This window comes from Rhodococcus sp. USK10, from assembly GCF_019378875.1.
Lineage (GTDB): Bacteria > Actinomycetota > Actinomycetes > Mycobacteriales > Mycobacteriaceae > Rhodococcus_F > Rhodococcus_F pseudokoreensis.
Genome location: NZ_CP076048.1, coordinates 2,757,333 through 2,777,840 on the forward strand (window position 1 = coordinate 2,757,333; position 20,508 = coordinate 2,777,840).

24 protein-coding genes are annotated in these 20,508 nt (G+C 68.1%); 19 read left to right on the forward strand and 5 right to left on the reverse strand.

Annotated elements, in window-relative coordinates; all coding sequences use genetic code 11:
* Positions 1 to 12: 12 nt before the first annotated feature.
* Both I1A62_RS19725 and I1A62_RS19730 read left to right on the forward strand, forming a co-directional pair.
* Complete coding sequence (locus I1A62_RS19725; RefSeq protein ID WP_124393891.1) at positions 13 to 336, forward strand: putative quinol monooxygenase; 324 nt, start codon at positions 13 to 15, stop codon at positions 334 to 336.
* A 53-nt stretch (positions 337 to 389) separates the two neighbouring features.
* A complete protein-coding gene (locus I1A62_RS19730; RefSeq protein ID WP_219459508.1) occupies positions 390 to 1,088 on the forward strand; it encodes an HAD family hydrolase in 699 nt (232 codons plus the stop codon).
* A gap of 32 nt (positions 1,089 to 1,120) precedes the next feature.
* Here the strand turns inward: I1A62_RS19730 and I1A62_RS19735 are convergent, their stop codons facing one another.
* Positions 1,121 to 2,203, reverse strand: coding sequence for a diacylglycerol kinase (locus I1A62_RS19735; RefSeq protein WP_124393889.1), 1,083 nt, complete (start codon positions 2,201 to 2,203; stop codon positions 1,121 to 1,123).
* Between the two features lie 107 nt (positions 2,204 to 2,310).
* Here I1A62_RS19735 and I1A62_RS19740 point away from each other — a divergent pair, with 107 nt between their 5' ends.
* From I1A62_RS19740 to I1A62_RS19785, 10 genes are all read left to right on the forward strand, one after another.
* Positions 2,311 to 3,195 carry an aminoglycoside phosphotransferase family protein gene (locus tag I1A62_RS19740; protein ID WP_192581981.1) on the forward strand — a complete coding sequence of 295 codons (885 nt, stop codon included), beginning with the start codon at positions 2,311 to 2,313 and terminating at the stop codon, positions 3,193 to 3,195.
* Between the two features lie 89 nt (positions 3,196 to 3,284).
* Complete coding sequence (locus tag I1A62_RS19745) at positions 3,285 to 3,635, forward strand: YrdB family protein (protein WP_124393887.1); 351 nt, start codon at positions 3,285 to 3,287, stop codon at positions 3,633 to 3,635.
* Between the two features lie 268 nt (positions 3,636 to 3,903).
* Positions 3,904 to 5,136 (forward strand): alkane 1-monooxygenase, encoded by a 1,233-nt coding sequence (locus tag I1A62_RS19750; protein WP_124393886.1) that lies wholly within the window; start codon positions 3,904 to 3,906, stop codon positions 5,134 to 5,136.
* Complete coding sequence (locus I1A62_RS19755) at positions 5,136 to 5,303, forward strand: rubredoxin (protein WP_087558809.1); 168 nt, start codon at positions 5,136 to 5,138, stop codon at positions 5,301 to 5,303. Before I1A62_RS19750 ends, I1A62_RS19755 begins: the two co-directional genes overlap by 1 nt.
* Before the next feature lies 1 nt (position 5,304).
* Positions 5,305 to 5,490: a rubredoxin gene (locus I1A62_RS19760; protein WP_012689462.1), complete on the forward strand. Its 186-nt coding sequence runs from the start codon at positions 5,305 to 5,307 to the stop codon at positions 5,488 to 5,490.
* The gene (locus I1A62_RS19765; RefSeq protein ID WP_124393885.1) at positions 5,487 to 6,749 is read left to right on the forward strand and encodes an NAD(P)/FAD-dependent oxidoreductase; all 1,263 of its coding nucleotides are present in this window, start codon (positions 5,487 to 5,489) and stop codon (positions 6,747 to 6,749) included. The genes I1A62_RS19760 and I1A62_RS19765 overlap by 4 nt, the downstream gene beginning before the upstream one ends.
* Before the next feature lie 10 nt (positions 6,750 to 6,759).
* On the forward strand, positions 6,760 to 7,374 hold the full coding sequence (locus I1A62_RS19770) for a TetR family transcriptional regulator (protein WP_124393884.1): 615 nt from the start codon (positions 6,760 to 6,762) through the stop codon (positions 7,372 to 7,374).
* A 78-nt stretch (positions 7,375 to 7,452) separates the two neighbouring features.
* Positions 7,453 to 7,917 (forward strand): hypothetical protein, encoded by a 465-nt coding sequence (locus tag I1A62_RS19775; RefSeq protein WP_307720204.1) that lies wholly within the window; start codon positions 7,453 to 7,455, stop codon positions 7,915 to 7,917.
* Entirely contained in the window at positions 7,890 to 8,546 is a 657-nt protein-coding gene (locus tag I1A62_RS19780) for a DDE-type integrase/transposase/recombinase (protein WP_219459509.1), read from the forward strand. Before I1A62_RS19775 ends, I1A62_RS19780 begins: the two co-directional genes overlap by 28 nt.
* Complete coding sequence (locus tag I1A62_RS19785; protein WP_219459510.1) at positions 8,528 to 8,932, forward strand: integrase core domain-containing protein; 405 nt, start codon at positions 8,528 to 8,530, stop codon at positions 8,930 to 8,932. The genes I1A62_RS19780 and I1A62_RS19785 overlap by 19 nt, the downstream gene beginning before the upstream one ends.
* Before the next feature lie 50 nt (positions 8,933 to 8,982).
* On the opposite strand, the gene I1A62_RS19790 is transcribed toward I1A62_RS19785, so the two are convergent.
* The 3 genes from I1A62_RS19790 to I1A62_RS19800 form a co-directional block, all read right to left on the reverse strand.
* Positions 8,983 to 10,161 (reverse strand): 4-hydroxybenzoate 3-monooxygenase, encoded by a 1,179-nt coding sequence (locus I1A62_RS19790; RefSeq protein WP_124393883.1) that lies wholly within the window; start codon positions 10,159 to 10,161, stop codon positions 8,983 to 8,985.
* A gap of 91 nt (positions 10,162 to 10,252) precedes the next feature.
* Entirely contained in the window at positions 10,253 to 10,990 is a 738-nt protein-coding gene (locus I1A62_RS19795) for an IclR family transcriptional regulator (RefSeq protein ID WP_124393882.1), read from the reverse strand.
* Positions 10,991 to 11,006: 16 nt separating this feature from the next.
* Positions 11,007 to 13,073: an acyltransferase family protein gene (locus tag I1A62_RS19800; protein WP_124393881.1), complete on the reverse strand. Its 2,067-nt coding sequence runs from the start codon at positions 13,071 to 13,073 to the stop codon at positions 11,007 to 11,009.
* 229 nt (positions 13,074 to 13,302) lie between these two features.
* Between I1A62_RS19800 and I1A62_RS19805 the strand changes: the two genes are divergently transcribed.
* The 3 genes from I1A62_RS19805 (at position 13,303) to I1A62_RS19815 (ending at position 15,563) form a co-directional block, all read left to right on the forward strand.
* Positions 13,303 to 14,580 carry an aromatic acid/H+ symport family MFS transporter gene (locus I1A62_RS19805; protein ID WP_072948011.1) on the forward strand — a complete coding sequence of 426 codons (1,278 nt, stop codon included), beginning with the start codon at positions 13,303 to 13,305 and terminating at the stop codon, positions 14,578 to 14,580.
* A gap of 90 nt (positions 14,581 to 14,670) precedes the next feature.
* A complete protein-coding gene (locus tag I1A62_RS19810) occupies positions 14,671 to 15,144 on the forward strand; it encodes a VOC family protein (RefSeq protein ID WP_124393880.1) in 474 nt (157 codons plus the stop codon).
* 26 nt (positions 15,145 to 15,170) lie between these two features.
* Positions 15,171 to 15,563 (forward strand): VOC family protein, encoded by a 393-nt coding sequence (locus tag I1A62_RS19815; protein ID WP_124393879.1) that lies wholly within the window; start codon positions 15,171 to 15,173, stop codon positions 15,561 to 15,563.
* Here I1A62_RS19815 and aztA read toward each other — a convergent pair.
* Positions 15,544 to 16,179, reverse strand: coding sequence for a zinc ABC transporter ATP-binding protein AztA (aztA, locus tag I1A62_RS19820; protein ID WP_219459511.1), 636 nt, complete (start codon positions 16,177 to 16,179; stop codon positions 15,544 to 15,546). The two genes, I1A62_RS19815 and aztA, sit on opposite strands and share 20 nt — an antisense overlap.
* An 18-nt stretch (positions 16,180 to 16,197) precedes the next feature.
* On the opposite strand from aztA, the gene aztB reads away from it, so the two are divergent.
* The 4 genes from aztB (at position 16,198) to aztD (ending at position 20,502) form a co-directional block, all read left to right on the forward strand.
* Positions 16,198 to 17,052, forward strand: a complete 855-nt coding sequence (aztB, locus tag I1A62_RS19825) for a zinc ABC transporter permease AztB (RefSeq protein WP_219459512.1) — start codon at positions 16,198 to 16,200, stop codon at positions 17,050 to 17,052.
* A gap of 12 nt (positions 17,053 to 17,064) precedes the next feature.
* Positions 17,065 to 18,321, forward strand: a complete 1,257-nt coding sequence (locus I1A62_RS19830; RefSeq protein ID WP_219459513.1) for an ABC transporter — start codon at positions 17,065 to 17,067, stop codon at positions 18,319 to 18,321.
* Positions 18,322 to 18,326: 5 nt separating this feature from the next.
* A complete protein-coding gene (gene aztC / locus I1A62_RS19835; protein WP_219461280.1) occupies positions 18,327 to 19,238 on the forward strand; it encodes a zinc ABC transporter substrate-binding protein AztC in 912 nt (303 codons plus the stop codon).
* Positions 19,239 to 19,314: 76 nt separating this feature from the next.
* On the forward strand, positions 19,315 to 20,502 hold the full coding sequence (aztD, locus tag I1A62_RS19840) for a zinc metallochaperone AztD (RefSeq protein WP_219459514.1): 1,188 nt from the start codon (positions 19,315 to 19,317) through the stop codon (positions 20,500 to 20,502).
* Positions 20,503 to 20,508: the final 6 nt, after the last annotated feature.

A 20,508-nucleotide genomic window follows, 5' to 3' on the forward strand; every position in this document is an offset into this window, starting at 1 on the left:
AGTGAGGCAGCCGTGATCTTCATCGTCGTCAACTTCACCGTCAAACCGGACCACGCGGACGGCTGGCTCGACCTGGTGCAGCCGTTCACGGAGGCGACCCGCAACGAACCGGGCAACCTGTGGTTCTACTGGTCGCGGGCGGTGGACGATCCGAACCTGTACGTCCTCGTCGAAGCGTTCCGCGACGACGACGCCGCCGTCGCCCACGTGCAGAGTGAGCATTTCCAGGACGCGCTGCGCGAACTGAAGCCCGCCCTCGCCCAGACTCCGCGGATCATCAACACCAAGATCGACGGCACCGAATGGTCCCTGATGGGTGAGCTCGACGTCGACTGACTGCGCGCGGCTTCACCCTGAAGCCGCGCGCAGCGCGCGTTAGCCTGGACAACGTGGCTTCCGATCTCACCGAATTCGACGCAGTGATCTTCGACTTCTCCGGCACCCTGTTCCGGCTGGAGGAGAACGACAGCTGGATGGCCGGCCTCACCGACCACGACGGTGAACCGTTCGACCTCCACCAGCAGGCCGAGTTGATGCGGCGCATGACGGCGCCCGTCGGTCAGACCGTCGAGATGGACGCCGCCGAACACCACGCGTGGACCAACCGCGACCTCGACCCACGGTTCCACCGGCAGGCGTACCTCGACGTGCTGCGCAAATCCGGGGTCGCGCGCGAGGACCAGGCGGTCGGACTGTACGAGCGGCTGATCGACCCGGGCTGCTGGAGCCCGTATCCCGACACCGCGGACGTGCTCGCGTCGCTGAAAGACCGTGGAATCAAGGTCGCGGTACTGAGCAACATCGCGTTCGACATCCGGCCCGCGTTCGTAGACCTGGGCGTCGCGCATCTCGTCGACGCGTTCGTGCTGTCGTTCGAGGTGGGGGCGATCAAACCGGACCCGAAGATCTTCGAGCACGCCCTCGCCGCACTCGGTTCCGAGCCCGGACGCACCCTGATGATCGGCGACAGCGAGGAAGCCGACGGCGCCGCCCGGAACGTGGGTTGCACGTTCGCGCTCGTTGAACCCGTTCCCCTCGCCGAGCGCCCGGACGGTCTCCGAGATGCATTGAGTGCCTTCGGCCTGTGAGTACTTGTTAACCGCCGGCGGTTAACAAGTACTCACAGGTGCGGAGCGCACAAACCGCGACCGGTGACAAGCGGCAGGTCGAGTGCGGTCACCAGCCCGGGCTTCGCCTCGACCACTGCGGGCACCGAATTCACCAGCCGCATCGCGGTGACGATCATCCCCGACACGTTGTGGTCGCCGTGCTCGCCGTGGTGGTTGAACTCGACGGACATCACGGGCTCGCCCGTGATGTCGATGCGGTAGCACCCGTCGCCGCGGGCGGGTTTCGGCCAGTCCGGTTGCTGGTCGGGGTGGGTGCGGGTGACGTGCTCGAGGACCACGCGCGGCACTCCGTCGACGGTGCCGACGACTTCGAACCGCACCGCCGCCACCGTCCCCTTCGCGATGTGGCACGACAGAATGTCCAGGTCTTCCTCGGCGGGGATCCGTTCGAACTTCTCGACCAGCGGTTCGTCGAGGGTGAGGTCCAGTCCGGCGGCGATCTGGCGGACGACGCTCCCCCATGCCAGCGACAACACGCCCGGATGGAACAGCATCGGCGTCTCCTCGACGGGTTTGCCGAAGCCGAAGATCTCGCTCATCACCACCGGCTGGTAGTAGGTGGAATAGTCGGCGATTTCGGAGCAGCGCACCTCGTCGATCCGCTGCGACAGGCTCGTCATGGCCAGCGGGAGAACGTCGTTCGCGAACCCGGGGTCGATGCCGTTCACGTGGAGACTCGCACCTCCCTGTTCGCCGGCGCTGCGGATGCGGTCGAGGAGTTCGTCCGGGGCCACCCCGATCGGGTACTGCAACAGAACGGGTCCCGAAGACACGACGTTGATGCCGGCCTCGAGGAAGGAGATCAGGTCCTCGATGGCGTCGAAGATGCGGTCGTCCGTCATCGCGGTGTGCACGATGCAGTCCGGTTTCAGTGCGAGAAGTGCCGCCCTGTCTTCGGTCGCCTTGACGCCGAGTTCTCTTCCGAGGCCCGCCAGTTCCCCGGCGTCCTTCCCGACCTTCTCGGGGTTGGACACCCACACGCCGACCAGTTCGAGGTCGTCGCGGGCGTCGATGCCTGCGATGGCGTGACGCCCGACTGTACCGGTGGACCATTCGACGACGCGGTAGCTCATGAGTTCTCTCTCCGAGTTTCAGAAGTAGTACCCCTCCCGCGAATGTAACAGGTTCTAGTTTGCGCCGGTGCGCGATTGCAGAACAGTTCGCGAGGCACAATGCGGGTGTGCCAGATCTGGAACTGCCGACGAACCTCGTGCGAGAGATGGCCGAGTTCGACTCCCCCGACGCGCCGCGCCGAACGTGGCTGGCCGACCTCCCTGCCGTCGTCGAAACGGTGAGTCGGGAGTGGTCACTGGACGTCGGTCGCCCGTTCCAACCCGGCGGCGTGACGTCCTGGACGGCGCCCGCACGCACAATCGCCGGCGAACGCGTGGTGCTGAAGATCGGCTGGCGACACGACGAGGCACTGCACGAGGCGGACGGACTCGCGGCATGGAACGGTGGCGGCGCCGTCCGACTGCTCGACCACCGCGTGCTCGACCACACCACGGCCTTGCTCCTCGAATCCTGCGAACCCGGCACCCCGCTGTCCGACGTCCGGCCGCCCGAGGCACAGGACGTCGTGATTGCCGGGTTGCTGCGCAGGCTGTGGATCGAACCAGCCGCCGACAACCCGTTCCGCCCGCTTGCCGGCATGTGCGACGTGTGGGCCGACGAGTTCGAGGAGAAGCTCGCCCGCGCACCACGCCTGGATCCGGGCCTCGCGCGAACCGGCATGGAACTGTTCCGCGAACTACCGCGGACGGCAACGCAGTCGCGGCTGCTGTGCACGGACCTTCACCCCGACAACGTGCTGTCCGCCGCTCGTGAGCCGTGGCTGATGATCGATCCCAAACCGTATGTGGGGGATCCGACGTACGACGTGCTGCAGCACATGCTCGACCATGTCGACCGCCTCGCAGCCGACCCTGTCGGATTCTCGAACCGGATGGCCGGCCTGCTCGACCTCGACTGCGAGCGGCTACGCCTGTGGCTGTTCGCACGCTGCGTGGAGGGTTCGATCGACGAGCCCCGGCTCTGCCACGTCGCCGCCATGCTTCGCCCGTGAGTACTTGTTAACCGCCCGTGGTTAACAAGTACTCACGGGCCCCGGCCTGCACCAGCCTCGCTTCCACCGCACGCATCTAAGCTGGGCCGATGAGCGAAGCCGGCGCGCAACGAGTGGGCGCTCTCGACGTCGTGGCGTTCGCCTGTGAGATCGCGATGCTGGTCCTACTCGCCGTCGCGGGGTGGTCGCTCGCGAACTCGACGGTCGTGCAGGTTGCACTCGCGGTGCTCCTCCCGCTGGCAGCGGCCGTGATCTGGGGCGTCGCGATGGCCCCGAAATCGACCCGACGACTATCCAACCCCGCGCGACTGGTCGCCCAGACCGTGCTGTTCGCGGCGACCGGCGTGCTCGTCGCATTCGCAGGTCACCAATGGTGGGGGCTGGCCTTCGCCGTCGTGTCGACGCTGACGTTCGCGGCGCGCTCACGCACGCCGGAGTAGAGGACTACCAGCGGTACCCGAGCAGGCCGAGAACGAATTCGAGCCAGTCAGGCAGTCCGGGGTCGCGGAACATCGATTGCCTCCTCCACATGACGAAACGGTGTCGCACTTTCTATCGGCCGGGGTGACCCCGGTGTTAGAGCGCTGCCCCTGTCGGGATTTACAAATAGTCAGTTTTGTATAGCGTCTGGATCAAAGTCCGTGTACTGTCCAAATGAGAGTGAGCTGGTTCATACCGCGACAGCTACTGGACGAGGAGGTTCGGACCGTGACGACGTCGGATATCGGCAGGACGACAGAGGAAGCACCCCCGGACGCTTGGCGCGACCGCAAGCGCTACCTGTGGCTGATGGGGTTGATACCCCCGACCGCGCTGTTCCTCGCCGCAGGGCTCGTGTGGGCCTTCAACCAACTCGGATGGTCGGCGGCGGCTCCGGTGTGGTGGTGGATCGGCGCGCTGTTGCTGTTCATCGTGCTCCCGGTCCTCGACAGGTTCTTCGGACCCGACGGCCAGAACCCGCCCGAGGAAGTGATGGAACAGCTCGAGAACGACAGGTACTACCGGTACTGCACGTACGTGTTCATCCCGTTCCAGCTGGCGAGCCTGGTGTTCGCGTGCTACCTCTGGTCGGCGGACAGTCTGTCCTGGCTCGGCATCGACGGCGGCCTCGGGCTGTGGTCGAAGATCGGTGTCGCGTTCAGCGTCGCCGTCATGGGCGGCATCGGCATCAACACCGCCCACGAGATGGGCCACAAGAAGACCGACCTCGAACGCTGGCTGGCCAAGATCACTCTCGCGCAGACCTTCTACGGCCATTTCTACATCGAGCACAACCGCGGCCACCACGTCCGGGTCGCGACACCCGAGGACCCGGCGAGTTCACGTTTCGGAGAAAGCTTCTGGGCGTTCCTGCCCCGCAGCGTGTGGGGAAGCCTGAAGTCGTCGTGGGAGCTCGAGAAGACCCGGATGCACCGACTCGGCAAGAGCACGTGGAGCATTCACAACGACGTTCTCAACGCGTGGCTCATGTCGGTGGTGCTGTTCGGCGCGCTCATCGCGATATTCGGTCCGGTCGTCATCCCGTTCCTGATCATCCAGGCCGTCTACGGTTTCTCGCTTCTCGAAACGGTCAACTACCTCGAGCACTACGGCCTGATGCGTCAGAAGACGGCCAGCGGCCGATACGAGCGCTGCGCACCCGCGCACAGCTGGAACTCCGACCACATCGTGACCAACATCTTCCTGTACCACCTGCAGCGCCACAGTGACCACCACGCGAACCCGACGCGGCGGTACCAGACGCTGCGCAGCATGGACGGCGCCCCCAACCTGCCCAGCGGATACGCCAGCATGATCACGCTCGCGTACTTCCCGCCGCTGTGGCGCAAGGTGATGGACCACCGGGTGCTCGACCACTACGACGGCGACATCACCCGCGTGAACATCCAACCCGGTAAGCGCGAGAAGGTTTTGGCCAAGTACGACGGCGGAGTTCGGTGATGGCCGCCTACCAGTGCCCGGTTTGCGACTACGTCTACGACGAAGCGTCCGGCGCACCCCGTGAAGGATTCCCCGCCGGCACCCCGTGGGCCGATGTGCCCGACGACTGGTGCTGCCCCGATTGCGGGGTCCGCGAGAAGATCGATTTCGAAACGAAGGTGGCATGACATGAGTACCGATTTCAAGCTTTTCCGCTGCGCCCAGTGCGGATTCGAGTACGACGAGGCCGAGGGCTGGCCGGAGGACGGCATCGAGCCGGGCACCCGGTGGGACGACATTCCCGACGACTGGTCGTGCCCCGACTGCGGGGCCGCCAAGGCCGATTTCGACATGGTCGAGGTCAGCCGGGCATGAATCCTTCCACGGAATTGTCGACGGTCGTCATCGTCGGGTCCGGCGTCGCCGGGGCGAGCGCCGCGCAGACGCTCCGCTCGGAAGGTTTCCGCGGGCGCGTCGTCCTGATCGGCGACGAAGCCACGCCGCCGTACCGGCGCCCGACGGTGTCGAAGGACCTGCTGTCGGGTGCCACGGCGGCGGAGAAGACGGCGCTGAAGCCCGACTCGTTCTGGAAAGAACAGAACATCGAATTGATCACCGGTGCAACGGCAGTCGAACTCGACGCACGACGGCAGGTGCTGACACTCTCGTCCGGCGAGACACTGCATTTCAGCGCTCTGCTGCTCGCGACGGGTGGCCGGGCACGCAGACTCGACGGCGTCTCCGGTGTGGACGTCTTCACCCTGCGGTCGATGGCCGATGCGGATTCGCTTCGGGAGTCGATTCGACGCACCGGTTCCCTCCTCGTGATCGGCGGAGGTCTCATCGGATGTGAGGTCGCCGCGACGGCGCGGTCACTGGACGCGGACGTCACCGTTCTCGAACGGGACCCGTCGCTCCTCAGTCGCATCGTGCCGCCGGACGTCTCGACGATGATCGCCGCCCTGCACTCCGAGAACGACGTGAACGTCTGCACGAACGTCACGCTCGCCTCGCTGGACGTGGGCGACGATGGATCCGCCGTGGCCACCGCGGCCGATGGTCGCACCTGGAGTGCGGGGACCGTCCTCGTGTCGGTCGGCACCGTCCCCGAGGTGTCGCTGGCCGTCGCGGCGGGACTGCGGGTCCACAACGGCATCACCGTCGACGGGCTGTTCCGGACGTCGGCCGCCGGCGTCTTCGCCGCCGGCGACGCCGCCAACGTTCCCGGGGCGCGCGGCGACGAGCGGTATCGCTCCGAACATTGGAACGGCGCTCAGGCACAAGGGATTGCCGCCGCGCACTCCATCCTCGGCAAACCCACACCGTTCACGGACGTTCCGTGGGGGTGGTCCACGCAGTACGGCCACACCGTGCAGTTCGCCGGCGAAACCCGTGCCGACGTCGACTACGTGGTCCGCGGTTCGATCGCGGACCGCGATTTCACGGCGGTCGCGGTGCGCGAGGACACGCCGGTCGGGGCCATCGCCGTCGGCCGTCCGAAAGACCTCCGGACCGTGCGCACGATGATCGCCCGGGGAGGCACCGTCGACCGCGTCGCGTTGGCTGACGAGTCGGTCGCCCTCGCGGACGTGCTCGCCGGCGAGAGGGAAGGCCTGGCAACCCCCGCCCGCTAGCATCGACCTCATGTCCGCACACGACCGCGCCGAACGTCAGCGCCGGTACCGGCTCGCCGCGACGTCGCTGATGCGGGAGACGACCCTCGATGCGCTGCGGGAACTGCTCCTCGAACGTCCGTGGCCGACGATCACCATGACCGACGTCGCCGTCGCCGCCGGCATGAGCAGGCAGACGATCTACAAGGAGTTCCGCTCGCGGCGCGGCCTGGCGGAGGGGTACGCCCTTCGGCTGACCGACAGCCTCGTCACCGTCATCGAGTCCGCGTTGTACGACAACCCCGACGACGTGACAACCGCTCTGCGGCAAGGCTATGCGACGTTCTTCGCGCTCAGCGGCGCCGATCCCCTGGTGAGGTCGCTGCACCAGGGGCAGGCGCCCGAGGATCTGCTGCGCCTGATCACCACGGACAGCGACATCATCATCCGGCCCGCGGCCGAGCGGCTCGCCGAGACGTTGCAGCGGTCGTGGGTGAACGCCTCCGCCGAAGATGCGAACATCCTCGCGCACGCCATCGTCCGGCTTGCGTTGAGTTTCATCGCCAACCCGCCGGAAGACACCGCGACGGCATCGGCGAACACGGCCCGGCTCTTCGCCCCCTTCTTGCGGCTCCGCCACCCGTGAGTACTTGTTAACGTCGGGCGCTGGCTGTCAGCATGGTCGTGAGACACCTGGCAGTCAGCGTGGGGAGCGGAGTTCCCTGTGACCGACATCGACAGCTTTCCGATCGGGCGTGGTCCGACGGGTAGGCGTTCGTTTCCGATCGCGTTCCGGATCGAGGTGCTGCGCCGGTGGGACGAGTGCACCGAGCACGGCGCCAAGACGCGCCTGCTGCGTGAGTTGAACCTGAGCAAGAACCACGTCACTGCGTGGCTTCGCGCGCGGGAGAGCGGACAATACACGCAGGCGATGGTCGCCGCGGCAGAGAAGTCGAGGAATTGGATGGACAGTCGGGATCGGGCCGAGCTGGCGCGGCTGCGCCGGGAGAACACACGGCTCAAGGCCCAGGTGGAACAGGCGGAGACCGCCCAGGAGATCCTGGGAAAAGCGTTCGAGCTCTTGCAGGGGATCACCAAGCGCTCGAACGAGGACCCATCTGCGATCCCACCGGCGTTGATGAGCGCGAACGAGTACGCGCAGTGGCTCGAGCGAGAGAAGCTGTCCTGATCGACACCGTCGGGGTGTTGGTCCGGGACGCGGCGATGCCGGTCACCGCGGCGTGCGCCCTGCTCGGTGTGCCGCGGTCGAGTTACTACCGGCGCACCCGCGGTTACCGGCACTACGTTCCGGTCACCGAGCCGGTCCCGCACGTTCAGCGGCGGCAGCCCGCCGCGTTGTCCGACGACGAGCGCGCCCGGATCGTCGAGTTGATCCTGGCCGAGGAGAACACGGATCTGTCTGTGGTGCAGGTGTATTGGCGTTCTTTCGACGCCGGGTTCGTCGCGTGTTCGGAGTCGACGTTCTACCGGGTGGCGCGTGCGCAGAACTTGACCGGGGACCGTCGCCGCACCCGGCGGGCCACGGCCGCGGCCCGCCGGGCACCGGTCGCCCGGGCCGGTCGGGCCGGGCAGTTGTGGTCGTGGGACATCACGATGTTGCACGGTCCCCGCAAGCAGGACAGGTATCTGCTGTACCTGGTGATGGACGTGTTCTCGCGGTTCCCGGTGGCCTGGCGGATCGAGTACGCCGAGGTTCCCGAGTTGGCGGTGCAGATGTTCGCCGAGGCGTTCGAGGCGTTCGGGGTGCCGAGGTGGTGCATGCCGACAATGGTCCGTCGATGCGCTCACATGCCCTGATCGCCGCCCTCGACGAGGCGGGCGCGTGCCGGACCTACTCACGACCGAGGGTCAGCGATGACAACCCGTTCTCCGAGTCGCTGTTCAAGACCATCAAGTACGACTTGTCGTGCCCGCTTCGGTTCGACGACATCGACCACGCGCGGCGATGGACCGAGACGTTCATGACCCGCTACGCGCTCGAACACCGGCACAGTGCCCTGGGCCGGCACACCCCCGCATCGGTGTTCCTCGGCCTCGACACCGAGGAACACCGCCGCCGACAGCACCGGCTGGACCAGATCTGGGCCGAACACCCCGAACGGTTCCGCGGCCGACCCCTGGCACCACACCCGCCACAACCGACAGGCATCAACATCAACCAGAACCTGTCTCAGACAGGTTGACAACTACCGTCGGGCGGTTAACAAGTACTCACGGGCGCGGCAGCGCAAAGTCAGCGCAAAGGAGTGCCTACATAATTTTCCGCGATGAGGGTGCGACCGGCGGCGGAGCGGGTGACCATGTCGAGTTCGGCGACCTGCCGCTTGTGGCCGAAGCCGGTGTCGTCGGGGAGGCGGTGCAGCATCGAGGACATCCACCAGGAGAAGTGCTGGGTCCGCCACACGCGCGGGAGGACGCTGTCGGTGTAGCCCTCGAGCCCGGCGCGGCTGCGGGTGGCGAAGTACTCGGACATCGCCTCGGACAGGAAGTAGACGTCGGCGATGGCGAGGTTCATGCCCTTCGCGCCGGTGGGGGGCACGGTGTGGGCGGCGTCGCCTGCGAGGAAGAGGTTGCCGTGCTGCATGGGTTCGCACACGAAGCTGCGGAACTGGAGGATCGACTTCTGGAAGATCTTGCCGTCCTTGATTTCTGCGCCTTCGCCGTCGACGCGGGCGTGCAGTTCGGACCAGATGCGGTCGTCGGACCAGTTGTCGACGGAGTCGTCGGGGTCGACCTGCAGGTAGTGCCGTTGGACGTCGGGGGTGCGGGTGCTGATGAGCGCGAAGCCGCGCGGGTGGTTGGCGTAGATCAGTTCTTCGGACGACGGCGGGGCTTCGGCGAGGATGCCGAACCAGGCGAACGGGTACTGCCGGAAGTGGTCGGTGCGGACGGTGGTCTCGGGGATGAGGCCGCGGGTCGTGGTTCGCGAGCCGTCGCAGCCGGCGACGAGTGCGCACGTCAGGGTCTGCTCGTTGCCGTCGGCGTCGACGTAGGTGATCTTCGGGGTGTCGGTGGTGTGACCGTGCACCTGCACGTCGGAGACGCCGAAGCGGATGTCGCCGTCGTCCTCGAGACGGCGGGCGATGAGGTCTTTGAGGACCTCGTGCTGCGGGTAGACGGTGACGGCGCGGCCGCCCGTCAGTTCGTCGAAGTCGATGCGGTGGCCGCGGCCGCCGAAGCGCAGTTCGATGCCGTGGTGGGTGAGTCCTTCACGCTTGACGCGGTCGCCGAGTCCGGTGTCGACCATGAGGTCGACGGTGTTCTGCTCGAGCACACCGGCCCGGATGGTGCCCTCCACATCCTCGCGGGTGCGGCTTTCGAGCACGACGGAATCGATGCCCTTCAGGTGCAGGAGATGGGAGAGCATCAGCCCTGCGGGGCCCCCGCCGACGATCCCGACCTGTGTGTTCATGAGCAGACTCCTCGCGTAGTTCGTGACACCAGTCACTGTCGTTCGAAGAAACGGCCCGCAACACCCCCACTTTCACTGAGTGAAAGACGAGCTACGCGACGCCACGGGAAATGCCCCGCGCCGCCGCCCGCACGGCCGGGATCAGCGGCGCGGGATCCTTCTCCGCCGGAACCACGACGGACACCGCGGCCACCACCTCACCCGTCGATCGCGACACCGGCGCGGCCACGGCCAGTGTCCCGATGTTGAGGTGTTCGCGGCACGTGACCCACCCGGTCCGGCGGATGTCGTCGAGGGTGCTGCGCAGCCGATGTTCGGTGGTGATGGTCGACGGGGTGAAGCGTTCGAGGCCTGCCGCGAGGACCTCGTCGAGCAGGTCCTTGCCGCCGAACGCCAACAACACGAGTCCGCCGCTCGACGCGTGCAGCGGCAGCCGGCCGCCTGCCCTGCCGACGACGGTCACGGCCCCGCGCGCCGAGAGCCGTTCGATGTACAGCGCCTCGAGATCCTCCCGGACCACGAGTTGCACGTTCTCCCGGGTCGCCTCGTACAGGTCCTCGAGGTACGGCAACGCCACCTGCCGCAGTCCGTGGGCGCGGGGCGCGAGCGCACCCAGCTCCCACAGCCGCACCCCGATCTCGTAGTGCCCGTCGTCGACGCGTTCGAGCGCACCGTTCGCGACCAGCTGACGGCACAGCCGGTGCACGGTGGGCAGCGGCAGCCTGGTGCGACGGCTCAGCTCCGACTGCGACAGCCGCGGACGTTCCGACGTGAACGACCCCAGCACCAGGAAGGCCCGTCCCAGCATGCTGCGGTCGTCTTCGGACATGCCGTCAGTATCCCGGTCACCACCAGCGGGTGGCCATGCCGACCTGCCGGTCGAGTTCGGGGGCGAGGCTCCGGACGTACGTCGCCGACAGGTGGTGCGAATCGTGGTAGACGAGGATGTTTCCCTGCACCGCACGGCAGATCGCCACGTCACAGACGGCGTCGGTGAGGTCGAGCGGATGCACCGACGGCAGGTCGCGGGCCGCCTCGACCGTCGGATTGTCCGGGGCCAGCACGTCGTCGCGGGGCAGTCCGCAACTGTCGGCGTCGCCGCCGTCGGCCAGGCAGTCGACCGCCGAATACGGGACACCGTCGTGGTGCAGCCACGGGGTGTCGCGGATGCCCAGGAACGGGAGCCCGAAATCGGCGAGCCGCTCCCACAGCCCCACGTAGTCGTCGGGGGTGACGTCGCCGGCCCCCTCGTCGTTGGGCCTCGAGGACGTCGAGAACACCCAGTCCGGCCGGTGATCACGCAGCCGGTCGAGGACGTCGCGGGACCAGTCGCCGCAGTCGGGATACGGCTCACCGGCGAGCAACGGGACGTCCGCGACGGTCAGCGGACACCCCATCTTCAGGTACGTCTCGACGCGGACGCCGCGCTGTTGCCCGATGCGGTCGAGCGCGGGCACCCAGTGTTCGGCGTGGGAACTACCCACCACGGCGATCGTCCGATCGGCGGTGACGTCGCCGTACACGCAGGTCACGACGTCGCGGGTGCTCAGATCGGAGATACAGCCGTCGAGGGTCGGCTGCGGCAGGTCACCTGGCGCCTCGAGCAGGGTGGGCCGCATGTCGGCGCGCGGCGCGAACAGACCGTCCGTCAGCGACGCCGCGCCGGGATACAGCCACGGGTCCAGCTCGCCGACCCGGGCGGTCGTCTCGGGATTGCGGACGAGGTACGCGTGCCACCCGGACGCCGAGCCGACCACTGCGACGCCGAGCAGCGCGACCAGCGCGGTGAGCGCCCGACCCGGACGGGCCGACCCCGTCTGGAAGCGCGCTTCGATCAGCCGCTGGGTGAGCCACGCCAGCACCAGCGACACGAGGATGACCGCGAGCCCGCCGAGCGCTCCGACCGCGGGTCGCTCCCGCCAGGTGAGGTAGAAGATGAGGATCGGCCAGTGCCACAGGTACAGCGAATAGGCCAGGCCACCGAGTTCGACGAACGGCCGGGACGCCAGCATCGTCACGACCCCCGGCTGGTCGGACGGGCCGGTTCCGGCGAGGATCAGCGCGACCGCCGCGCCCACCGGGATCAGGGCGGCCGGTCCGGGGAACAGCGCGGCGCCGTCGACGAGGAATCCGCACCCGAGCACGACAGCGAACCCCGACACCGCGAGAGTCACCCGCCACCCGCGGGGCAGGTCGACCCGGTGCACGACGAGCGCGAGCAGTGCGCCCGCGAGCAACTCCCACAGTCGTGCAAACGTGTCGAAGTACGCCCACGACTGGCGGTCCTGCGACAGCGCCGCGGCGTAGCCGAACGACACCAGGAACCCCGCACCGAGGACGCCGCCGAGCAGGGGGCGCACGAGACCGATCCGGCGCCGGCACGTCCAGGCCACCCCCGCGACCACCACGAGCGCGAGCACGTAGAACTGCCCCTGCACGGACATCGACCACAGATGCTGCAGCGGACTGACCGAGGCGTCGGCGGCGGCGTAGTCGGAGGCCGTCCGGGCCAGTTGCCAGTTCTGCACGTACAGCAGCGACGCGAGGAGTTGATCGGCGATCCCGGACCACTGCGTGAAGGGCCGCTGCACGACGGTGACGACAGCCGTCGCGGCCGTCACCACCACCAGTGCGGGCAGCAGTCGCCGGGCGGTGCGCCGCAGGACGGCCGAGATCGACGGACCGGAATTCGCACCCACGCGGCGCACGAGCATGCCGGTGAAGAAGAACCCGGAGAGCACCAGGAAGATGTCGACGCCGCCGGACACCCGCCCGAACCACACGTGATAGACGACGACCAGGGCGATCGCGATGCCGCGCAGTCCGTCGAGGTCGTACCGGTAGGCGCCCGCCGGCGACGGTGACGCGGCGCCGCGCGGACGGCTGGTAGCCACCTGGTGGTTGGTTCTCACAGTCCGTCCTGGCTCATCGACTCGGTACCCGGTCGATTATCCACACGGGTTTACCAAGCCTTGACCAACCCGTGGCGGCATTGGGCGCACGCCCAGGGTCGGCGGACCGCCCACATGTGGAGTGGCCATGTTTGACAGGCAACTATGGCGCGCCACACAATGAGTGCGCCTATAGAACCGGGGTTCGTATCGCGAACACCTTGCGCACACCGCTCGAGTCGAGGACATCATGACCACTTCCCAACGAAGCGCCGCCCGCGCCTCCACCGCCCTCTGGGTCGCGCCCCTCTGCTGGGTGGCCGTGCTGCTCGACGGTTTCGACCTGGTCGTCCTCGGTGCCGTCATCCCCTCGCTCCGCGAATACAGCGACTGGAATCTGTCGACGGGCGCGATCACGTTCATCTCGACGTTCGGCCTGGTCGGCATGACAATCGGCGCACTCGTCATCGGCACGCTCACCGACGTCATCGGACGCCGGCGCGCCCTGCTGTACGCGGTGGCGGCGTTCTCGATCCTCACTCTCCTCTGCGCGGTCGCGCCCAACCCGTTCCTGTTCGGACTGTTCCGCTTCCTCGCCGGTGTCGGCCTCGGCGGCGCACTGCCGACCGCGCTCGCCCTCGTCAACGAATTCTCGAAGAAGCAGGGCGGCGGATCCGCGTCGACGCTGCTGATGACCGGATACCACGTGGGTGCCGTCGCGACGGCGGCGCTGGCGATCGTGCTGATCGAACCATTCGGCTGGCGTTCGATGTTCGTCGTCGGCGCCCTGCCCGCGGTGGTCCTGATTCCGCTGATGCTGCGCCACCTCCCCGAGTCGCCCTCGTACCTGCTGTCGCACGGCAAGCGTGCCGAGGCCGAGGCCATCGCGAAGCAGTACGGCCTGGAACTGGAAGCGGCCCCCGCCGCCGACGCACCAGTCGCCGCGTCCGCCAACCCGGTGCGCGCCCTGTTCTCACGGCCGTTCCTGCGCAACAGCATCGCCATCTGGGTCACCTCGTTCATGGGACTTCTGCTCGTCTACGGCCTCAACACGTGGCTGCCGACGATCATGCGCGAGGCGGGATACGACCTCGGCGCGTCGCTGACGTTCCTGCTGATCCTCAACGCCGGCGCGGTGGTCGGACTGCTGATCGCGGGCGGCGTCGCCAACAAGATCGGCCCGCGCACCGCGGCCATCATCTGGTTCGCGGGCGCCGCGGTGTTCCTCGCCCTGCTCAGCGTCAAGGTGTCGTTCGGGATCTACGCCCTGGTGTTCCTCGCGGGTTGCTTCGTGTTCAGCGCACAGGTTCTCGTCTACGCCTTCACGAGCGCCAACCACCCGCCGCAGATCCGCGCGACCGCCCTCGGCTGGTCGGCGGGTGTCGGCCGCGTGGGCGCGATCTGCGGCCCCATCCTCGGCGGCGTCCTGCTCGGCGCCGGCTACGCGGTCCCGTGGGGGTTCTACGCCTTCGCCCTGGTCGGACTGCTCGGAGCGATCGCCATCTCGTCCACCCGGACGGTGCACTGAACTCCTGACAGCGGTCCGATGAGTTTCGGGCGCAGGCGCGGTCTATATCGGCGAGGATGAACCGACGAGGACCCGCGAGAGGAATGCGCCATGAAACCCATCACCCCCTGTCTCTGGTTCGACACTCGAGGCGAAGAGGCCGCGAAGTTCTATACCTCCCTGTTCCCGAACTCGCGGATCACGGAGGTCACGCACTACGGTCCGAACACCCCCGGCCCGGAGGGTCAGGTGCTGACGGTGTCCTTCGAGATCAACGGACAACCGTTCATCGCGCTCAACGGCGGTCCGCAGTTCACGTTCGACGAGGCCATCTCCTTCGAGATCCTGTGTGCCGACCAGGAAGAGGTGGACAGGTACTGGGACGCCTTCACCGACGGCGGCGAGGAAAGCCAATGCGGTTGGGTCAAGGACCGTTTCGGGGTGTCCTGGCAGGTGGTCCCGGAGCGGCTGTACGAACTCATGCGCGACCCCGACGACGCGAAGGCGCAGCGTGCCATGCAGGCGATGCTGAAGATGCGCAAACTCGACGTCGCCGAACTCGAGAAGGCAGCCGAGCAGGCGTGACGCCTGCCGACGGGGAGGTGGACGGCATGACCGAAGACGGCAAGACCCACATCAACGGGGTGCACACGGTCGCGGTTCCCGTGACCGATCAGGATCGGTCGCTCGAATTCTATGTGGGCACACTCGGTTTCGAGCGTCGCATGGATGCGGAGTTCAGCCCCGGCCAGCGCTGGGTGGAGGTCGCGCCGCCGGGTTCGGCGACGTCGATCGCGCTCGTGCCGACCCGCGACGGTGTCCCGGCGGGCGTCGAGACGGGCATCCGGCTCACCACGTCGGACGCCGACGCCGACCATGCCACCCTGTCGGCGAGCGGCGTCGACGTGGATGCGGAGGTCCTGCGGATGGGCGACTACGTGCCGCCCATGTTCTACTTCCGCGATCCGGACGGCAACAAACTCGTCATCGTCGAAGTGGGGTGAGCGGCATCCCCGCCGACAGGGTCAGCACCTGATCGGCGCGTTCCGCGTCGCCGGAGTCGTGCGTGGCCGTCACGACGATCGCACCCCGCGCGGCCTCTTCGCCGACGACGTCGCCGATCACCGCGCGGGCGTGCGCGTCGAGTCCGGTGGTCGGCTCGTCGAGGAGCAGCAGGTCGCCGCGTTGCACGAGTGCCTGCGCGAGCAGGGCGCGTTGACGCTGCCCGCCCGAGAGCGCGCCGATCGGCCGCGCGCCGAGATCCGCGAGACCCAGCCTGGACAGTGCCGCGTCGACGGTGTCGCGGTCGCCGGGGGTGAGCCGCCGCCACAATCCGCGCCGTTGCCAGGCGCCCATCGCCACCACCCCACGCACGGTCAGCGGTAGCTGTTCGCTCACCGCATGTCGTTGCGGCACATACGCCGTCCGCAGCCCGTCCCTGCCGTCGATCCGCCCCGACGTGACACGCGCGATGCCGGCGAGGCACTGCAGGAGCGTCGACTTCCCCGAACCGTTGTGCCCCACCACGGCCGTGACGGTGCCCGGCGTGAGACACACACTCACACCGTTCAACGCCGGGGTCGCACCGTATCGGACCGCGATTTCGCTTACGACAATCATTATCGTTAGATTAGCAGAGTGGAATGGCTACTCGACCCCCTGACGGTGTCCTTCGTCCAGCGCGCCCTGTTCGCGGGCATGCTGGTGTCCGTCCTCTGCGGACTCGTCGGCACGTGGGTCGTGTTGCGGGGCATGGCCTTCATGAGCGAGGCCATCTCGCACGGCATGCTGCCCGGCGTGGCCGTCGCCTATCTCGCGGGCGCCAATCTCCTCGTCGGCGCGGCCGCAAGCGCGGTCGTCATGATCCTCGGCGTCGCGTGGGTGTCCAAGAACTCGCGGCTGTCCGAGGACACCGGGATCGGCCTGCTGTTCGTCGGCATGCTCGCGCTGGGCGTCGTGATCGTCTCGCGCGCACGATCGTTCGCAGTCGATCTCACCGCCTTCCTCTTCGGTGACGTCCTGTCCGCGACAGTCGGCGACCTGGCCTGGCTCGCCGCGGCGGCCGCGGTCGCGGGGATCGTCTCGGTGATCGCGTACCGCCCGTTCGTCGCCCTCGTCTTCGACGAACGCAAGGCCCACACCCTGGGGCTGCGGCCGCGGTGGGCGCACCTCGCCCTGCTCGCGCTGGTGGTCCTCGCGGTGGTGGCGTCGTTCCGCATCGTCGGCACCCTGCTCGTGTTCGGACTGCTCGTCGCGCCGTCGGCCACCGCGGCGCTGTTCGGCAGGTCGATCGGCGCCACGATGGCCATTGCCGTACTACTCGGCTGGTCCGCGACACTCACGGGACTGATCGTGTCGTGGAACGCCGACACCGCCGCGGGCGCGACGATCGCCGGGCTCGCAGTCCTCCAATTCTTCGTCGCCGGCGTCATCCGGTCGGCATCGCGACGACTCCGACCTGCCTTGTCACCCAACCCGATAGCCGTTCGATAGATGGAGCCCCGAATGCCGAACACGACCCTCGCCCGCGCAGCGATTGCCGCAGTCGCCGCGCTGACCGTCGGCGCCTGCGCGTCCCCACCGGAGGAGGCGGCCTCCCCCGGCGGCCGGAGCCAGCCGGGTAGCGACCTCGCCGCCGAGGCCGGATCCACCGAGGTGGAGGGGCCCGAACCCCGGCTCGTCGTGTCGGACGCCGACTCCGGCCGCGTGAACGTCCTCGACCTCACGACCGGCGAGACCCTCCGTTCGTTCGAGTTCGACAACCCGGCACAGGTGACGACGGTGAAGGACCGCTACGCGTTCGCCGTCGACGGCACCGGCGGCGCCGTGCACGTCGTGGACGCCGGCACCTGGACCATCGACCACGGTGACCACACCCACTCGTACACCAAGGACCCGGTCGAACTCGGTGTTCTCGAGGGCGACGGCCCCGGGCGCGTGATCGAGGGCGACGACAAGGTCGCGACGTTCTTCGACGGCGAGGGTGCCGCCCGCGTGATCGACTTCGCCGCGCTCCGCAAGGACAGCATCGACGTCGACACGGTCGTGCAGGCCGACGCCCCGCACCACGGCGTCGCCCTGCCGATCGACGACGGATTCGTGGTCTCGCACTCGGCCGCGACCGGCACGCTCGAACTCCACACCGCGGACGGTGCGGTCCCGCAGCGCTTCGACACCGCCTGCCCGAACCTGAACGGCGCGGCCGTATCCGACACGCATGTGCTGGGCGCGTGCGAGGACGGACTGTTCCTCGCGACCGCCGGCGACGGCAACTGGACGTCGGAGAAGGTTGCGTACCCGGCGGGCATCGGCGCCGCCACCCGTCCCACCGCGCTCCGCGGACACCCCGAACTGCCGCTTCACGTCGCCACCGCGGGGCCCGCCGCCACCAACGACGGACTGCTGGTCTTCGATGCGCGCACCCGCGCGTGGGCGCACGTCCGGACCCCGGACCGGGCGCTGGACGTCGCGCTCGCGGGCGACGGACGCTCGGTGTTCGCCGTCCTCGCCGACGGCACCTTCCGCGTGTACGACGCGCAGTCCGGCGCGGAGACCGCGTCGTCCCGCGTCCTGGCACACCCCTACGACCCGAGCGAGGCGGCCGCGACCCCACCGGTGATGGTCGTCGGTGGCACCCGCGCATACGTGTCGGATCCCGCGTCGAAGACTGTGGCCGAGATCGACTTCCGGGACAATGCCCGGGTCGCGCGCACCCTCGACGTCGGCGTCTCGACGTCCACCCTCGGCGTGGTCGGGCTGTGACGAGGATGCGGCGCCTGCTGCCGCTGGCCCTCCTGACCGCACTCGCGGCGCTGCCGGTGACCGCGTGCACGCCGGGCTCGTCCGACGGGCCCGTCGTCGTGGTGACCACGAACATTCTGGGTGACGTGGTGCAGAACGTCGTCGGCGACCGGGCCGACGTGACGGTGCTGATGCCGAGAGGCGCCGATCCCCATTCGTTCGAGATCTCCGCCTCGGATGCCGCGCGGGTGGAAGGCGCCGACCTCCTCGTGTCGAACGGGCTCGGCCTCGAGGAGGGAATCGGCAAGACCGTCGACACGGCGCGCGCGGAGGGAGTTCCGATCCTGCAGATCGGTGAGGCGGTGCGGCCGATCGAGTATCGCTCCGGAAAGTCCTCGGGCACCATGGATCCGCACGTCTGGACCGATCCGGACCGCATGCGGGACGCGGTCGCCCTGATCCGCGACGCGGTGATCGAACACGTGCCGGACATCGACGCGAATGCCGTCCGCACGAACGCGGACGGCTACGCCCGGGAACTCGCGGAACTCACCGCCCGCATGACCGACAGGTTCGCTACCGTCCCGCCCGATCGACGCAAACTGGTGACCAACCATCACGTGTTCGGCTATCTGGCACAGCGTTTCGGCTTCGACACGATCGGGGCGGTGATTCCCAGCGGGACCACCCTGGCGTCGCCCAGCGCGTCGGACCTGTCGGACCTGGCCGCGACCGTCACGGCGGCGAGGGTGCCCGCGATCTTCGTCGACTCCTCCCAGCCCGATCGACTCGCACAGGTGCTGGCGTCGGAAGCACGCCTTCCGGTGGACGTCGTCTCGCTGTTCACGGAATCACTGGGTGAACCCGGCTCGGGGGCCGGCACGTACATCGAGATGATGGATTCCAATTCCCTGGCGATCGCGCAGGGGTTGTCGTAGTCGATGCATCGCCACATGCACACTTACGACTTTGACAACCGTTTGCAAAACGGGTTACTTCTCATGGGTGACCCCTATGCGTAGACCCCGACCCACCACCGTTGCCGCCGTGGCACTCTCGGCGGCACTTCTCACGTCCTGCTCCACCGACTCCGGCACGGCCGAAGCGTCCACCACCGATTCGGCCACGCCGCGACTGGCACTGAGCTACGACGGCGGGGTGCTCGTCCTCGACGCGCAGAGCCTCGACGTGGTCGGTTCGGCCGAGGTGGACGGCTTCACCCGGCTCAACCCCGCCGGCGACGACCGGCACGTGCTGATCAGCACCGGCAACAGTTTCACCGCCCTCGACACCGGAACCTGGACCGACGGCGGCAGCCACTACGCCGCCGCACCCGCACTCACCGATGTCGCGTTCGAGGCGAAGACGCCCGGGCACGTGGTCCGGCACGACGGCAAGACCGTGCTGTTCGACGACGGCACCGGACTGGTGCGCGTGTTCGACCCGGCCGCACTCTCCCAGGGCGCCCCGGACACCACCGAGTTCACGACCCCGGAAGCGCATCACGGTGTGGCCGTGGAACTCTCGGACGGCAGCCTGCTCACCACCGTGGGCAACGAGGACGAGCGCACCGGCATCGTCGTCCTCGACCGCGACCGCAAGGAGATCGCGCGCAACGAGGACTGCCCCGGCGTGCACGGGGAGGCCGTCGCCGCCGACGAGACGGTGGTCGTGGGATGCCAGAACGGCCTGCTGATCTACCGGGACGGCGTCATCACCAAGGTGACGAGCCCCGACCCCTACGGTCGCATCGGCAACCAGGCCGGCGACGAGAACTCCCCGATCCTGCTGGGCGACTACAAGACCGACCCCGACGCCGAACTCGAACGCCCCGAACGGGTCTCCCTCACCGACACCGCCACGGGACAGCTCACCCTCGTCGACCTGGGCACCAGCTACACGTTCCGGTCGCTCGGACGCGCCCCACACGGTGAGGCCCTCGTCCTCGGCACCGACGGCGCCCTGCACGTGATCGACCCGAACACCAAGACCGTGAGCCGCACCGTCGACGTCCTCGATCCGTGGACCGAGCCGGACCGGTGGCAGTCGCCGCGTCCCGCGCTGTACGTGCAGGACCACACGGCCTACGTGACCGATCCCGCGAACAAGAAGATCCACACGATCGACCTCGACACGTGGGCCGTGTCCGGGCAGGCCGACCTGCCGGAGACCCCGAACGAGATCACCGGCGTGACGGGCTGAGCCGGG

Coding starts and splice junctions, on each gene's coding strand:
- I1A62_RS19735 (WP_124393889.1), bottom strand. CDS start 2,203: ATGAGCTACCGCGTCGTCGAATGGTCCACCGGTACAGTCGGGCGTCAC.
- I1A62_RS19745 (WP_124393887.1), top strand. CDS start 3,285: ATGAGCGAAGCCGGCGCGCAACGAGTGGGCGCTCTCGACGTCGTGGCG.
- I1A62_RS19755 (WP_087558809.1), top strand. CDS start 5,136: ATGGCCGCCTACCAGTGCCCGGTTTGCGACTACGTCTACGACGAAGCG.
- I1A62_RS19760 (WP_012689462.1), top strand. CDS start 5,305: ATGAGTACCGATTTCAAGCTTTTCCGCTGCGCCCAGTGCGGATTCGAG.
- I1A62_RS19765 (WP_124393885.1), top strand. CDS start 5,487: ATGAATCCTTCCACGGAATTGTCGACGGTCGTCATCGTCGGGTCCGGC.
- I1A62_RS19770 (WP_124393884.1), top strand. CDS start 6,760: ATGTCCGCACACGACCGCGCCGAACGTCAGCGCCGGTACCGGCTCGCC.
- I1A62_RS19785 (WP_219459510.1), top strand. CDS start 8,528: ATGCGCTCACATGCCCTGATCGCCGCCCTCGACGAGGCGGGCGCGTGC.
- I1A62_RS19790 (WP_124393883.1), bottom strand. CDS start 10,161: ATGAACACACAGGTCGGGATCGTCGGCGGGGGCCCCGCAGGGCTGATG.
- I1A62_RS19795 (WP_124393882.1), bottom strand. CDS start 10,990: ATGTCCGAAGACGACCGCAGCATGCTGGGACGGGCCTTCCTGGTGCTG.
- I1A62_RS19805 (WP_072948011.1), top strand. CDS start 13,303: ATGACCACTTCCCAACGAAGCGCCGCCCGCGCCTCCACCGCCCTCTGG.
- I1A62_RS19810 (WP_124393880.1), top strand. CDS start 14,671: ATGAAACCCATCACCCCCTGTCTCTGGTTCGACACTCGAGGCGAAGAG.
- I1A62_RS19815 (WP_124393879.1), top strand. CDS start 15,171: ATGACCGAAGACGGCAAGACCCACATCAACGGGGTGCACACGGTCGCG.
- aztA (WP_219459511.1), bottom strand. CDS start 16,179: ATGATTGTCGTAAGCGAAATCGCGGTCCGATACGGTGCGACCCCGGCG.
- I1A62_RS19830 (WP_219459513.1), top strand. CDS start 17,065: ATGCCGAACACGACCCTCGCCCGCGCAGCGATTGCCGCAGTCGCCGCG.
- aztC (WP_219461280.1), top strand. CDS start 18,327: ATGCGGCGCCTGCTGCCGCTGGCCCTCCTGACCGCACTCGCGGCGCTG.
- aztD (WP_219459514.1), top strand. CDS start 19,315: ATGCGTAGACCCCGACCCACCACCGTTGCCGCCGTGGCACTCTCGGCG.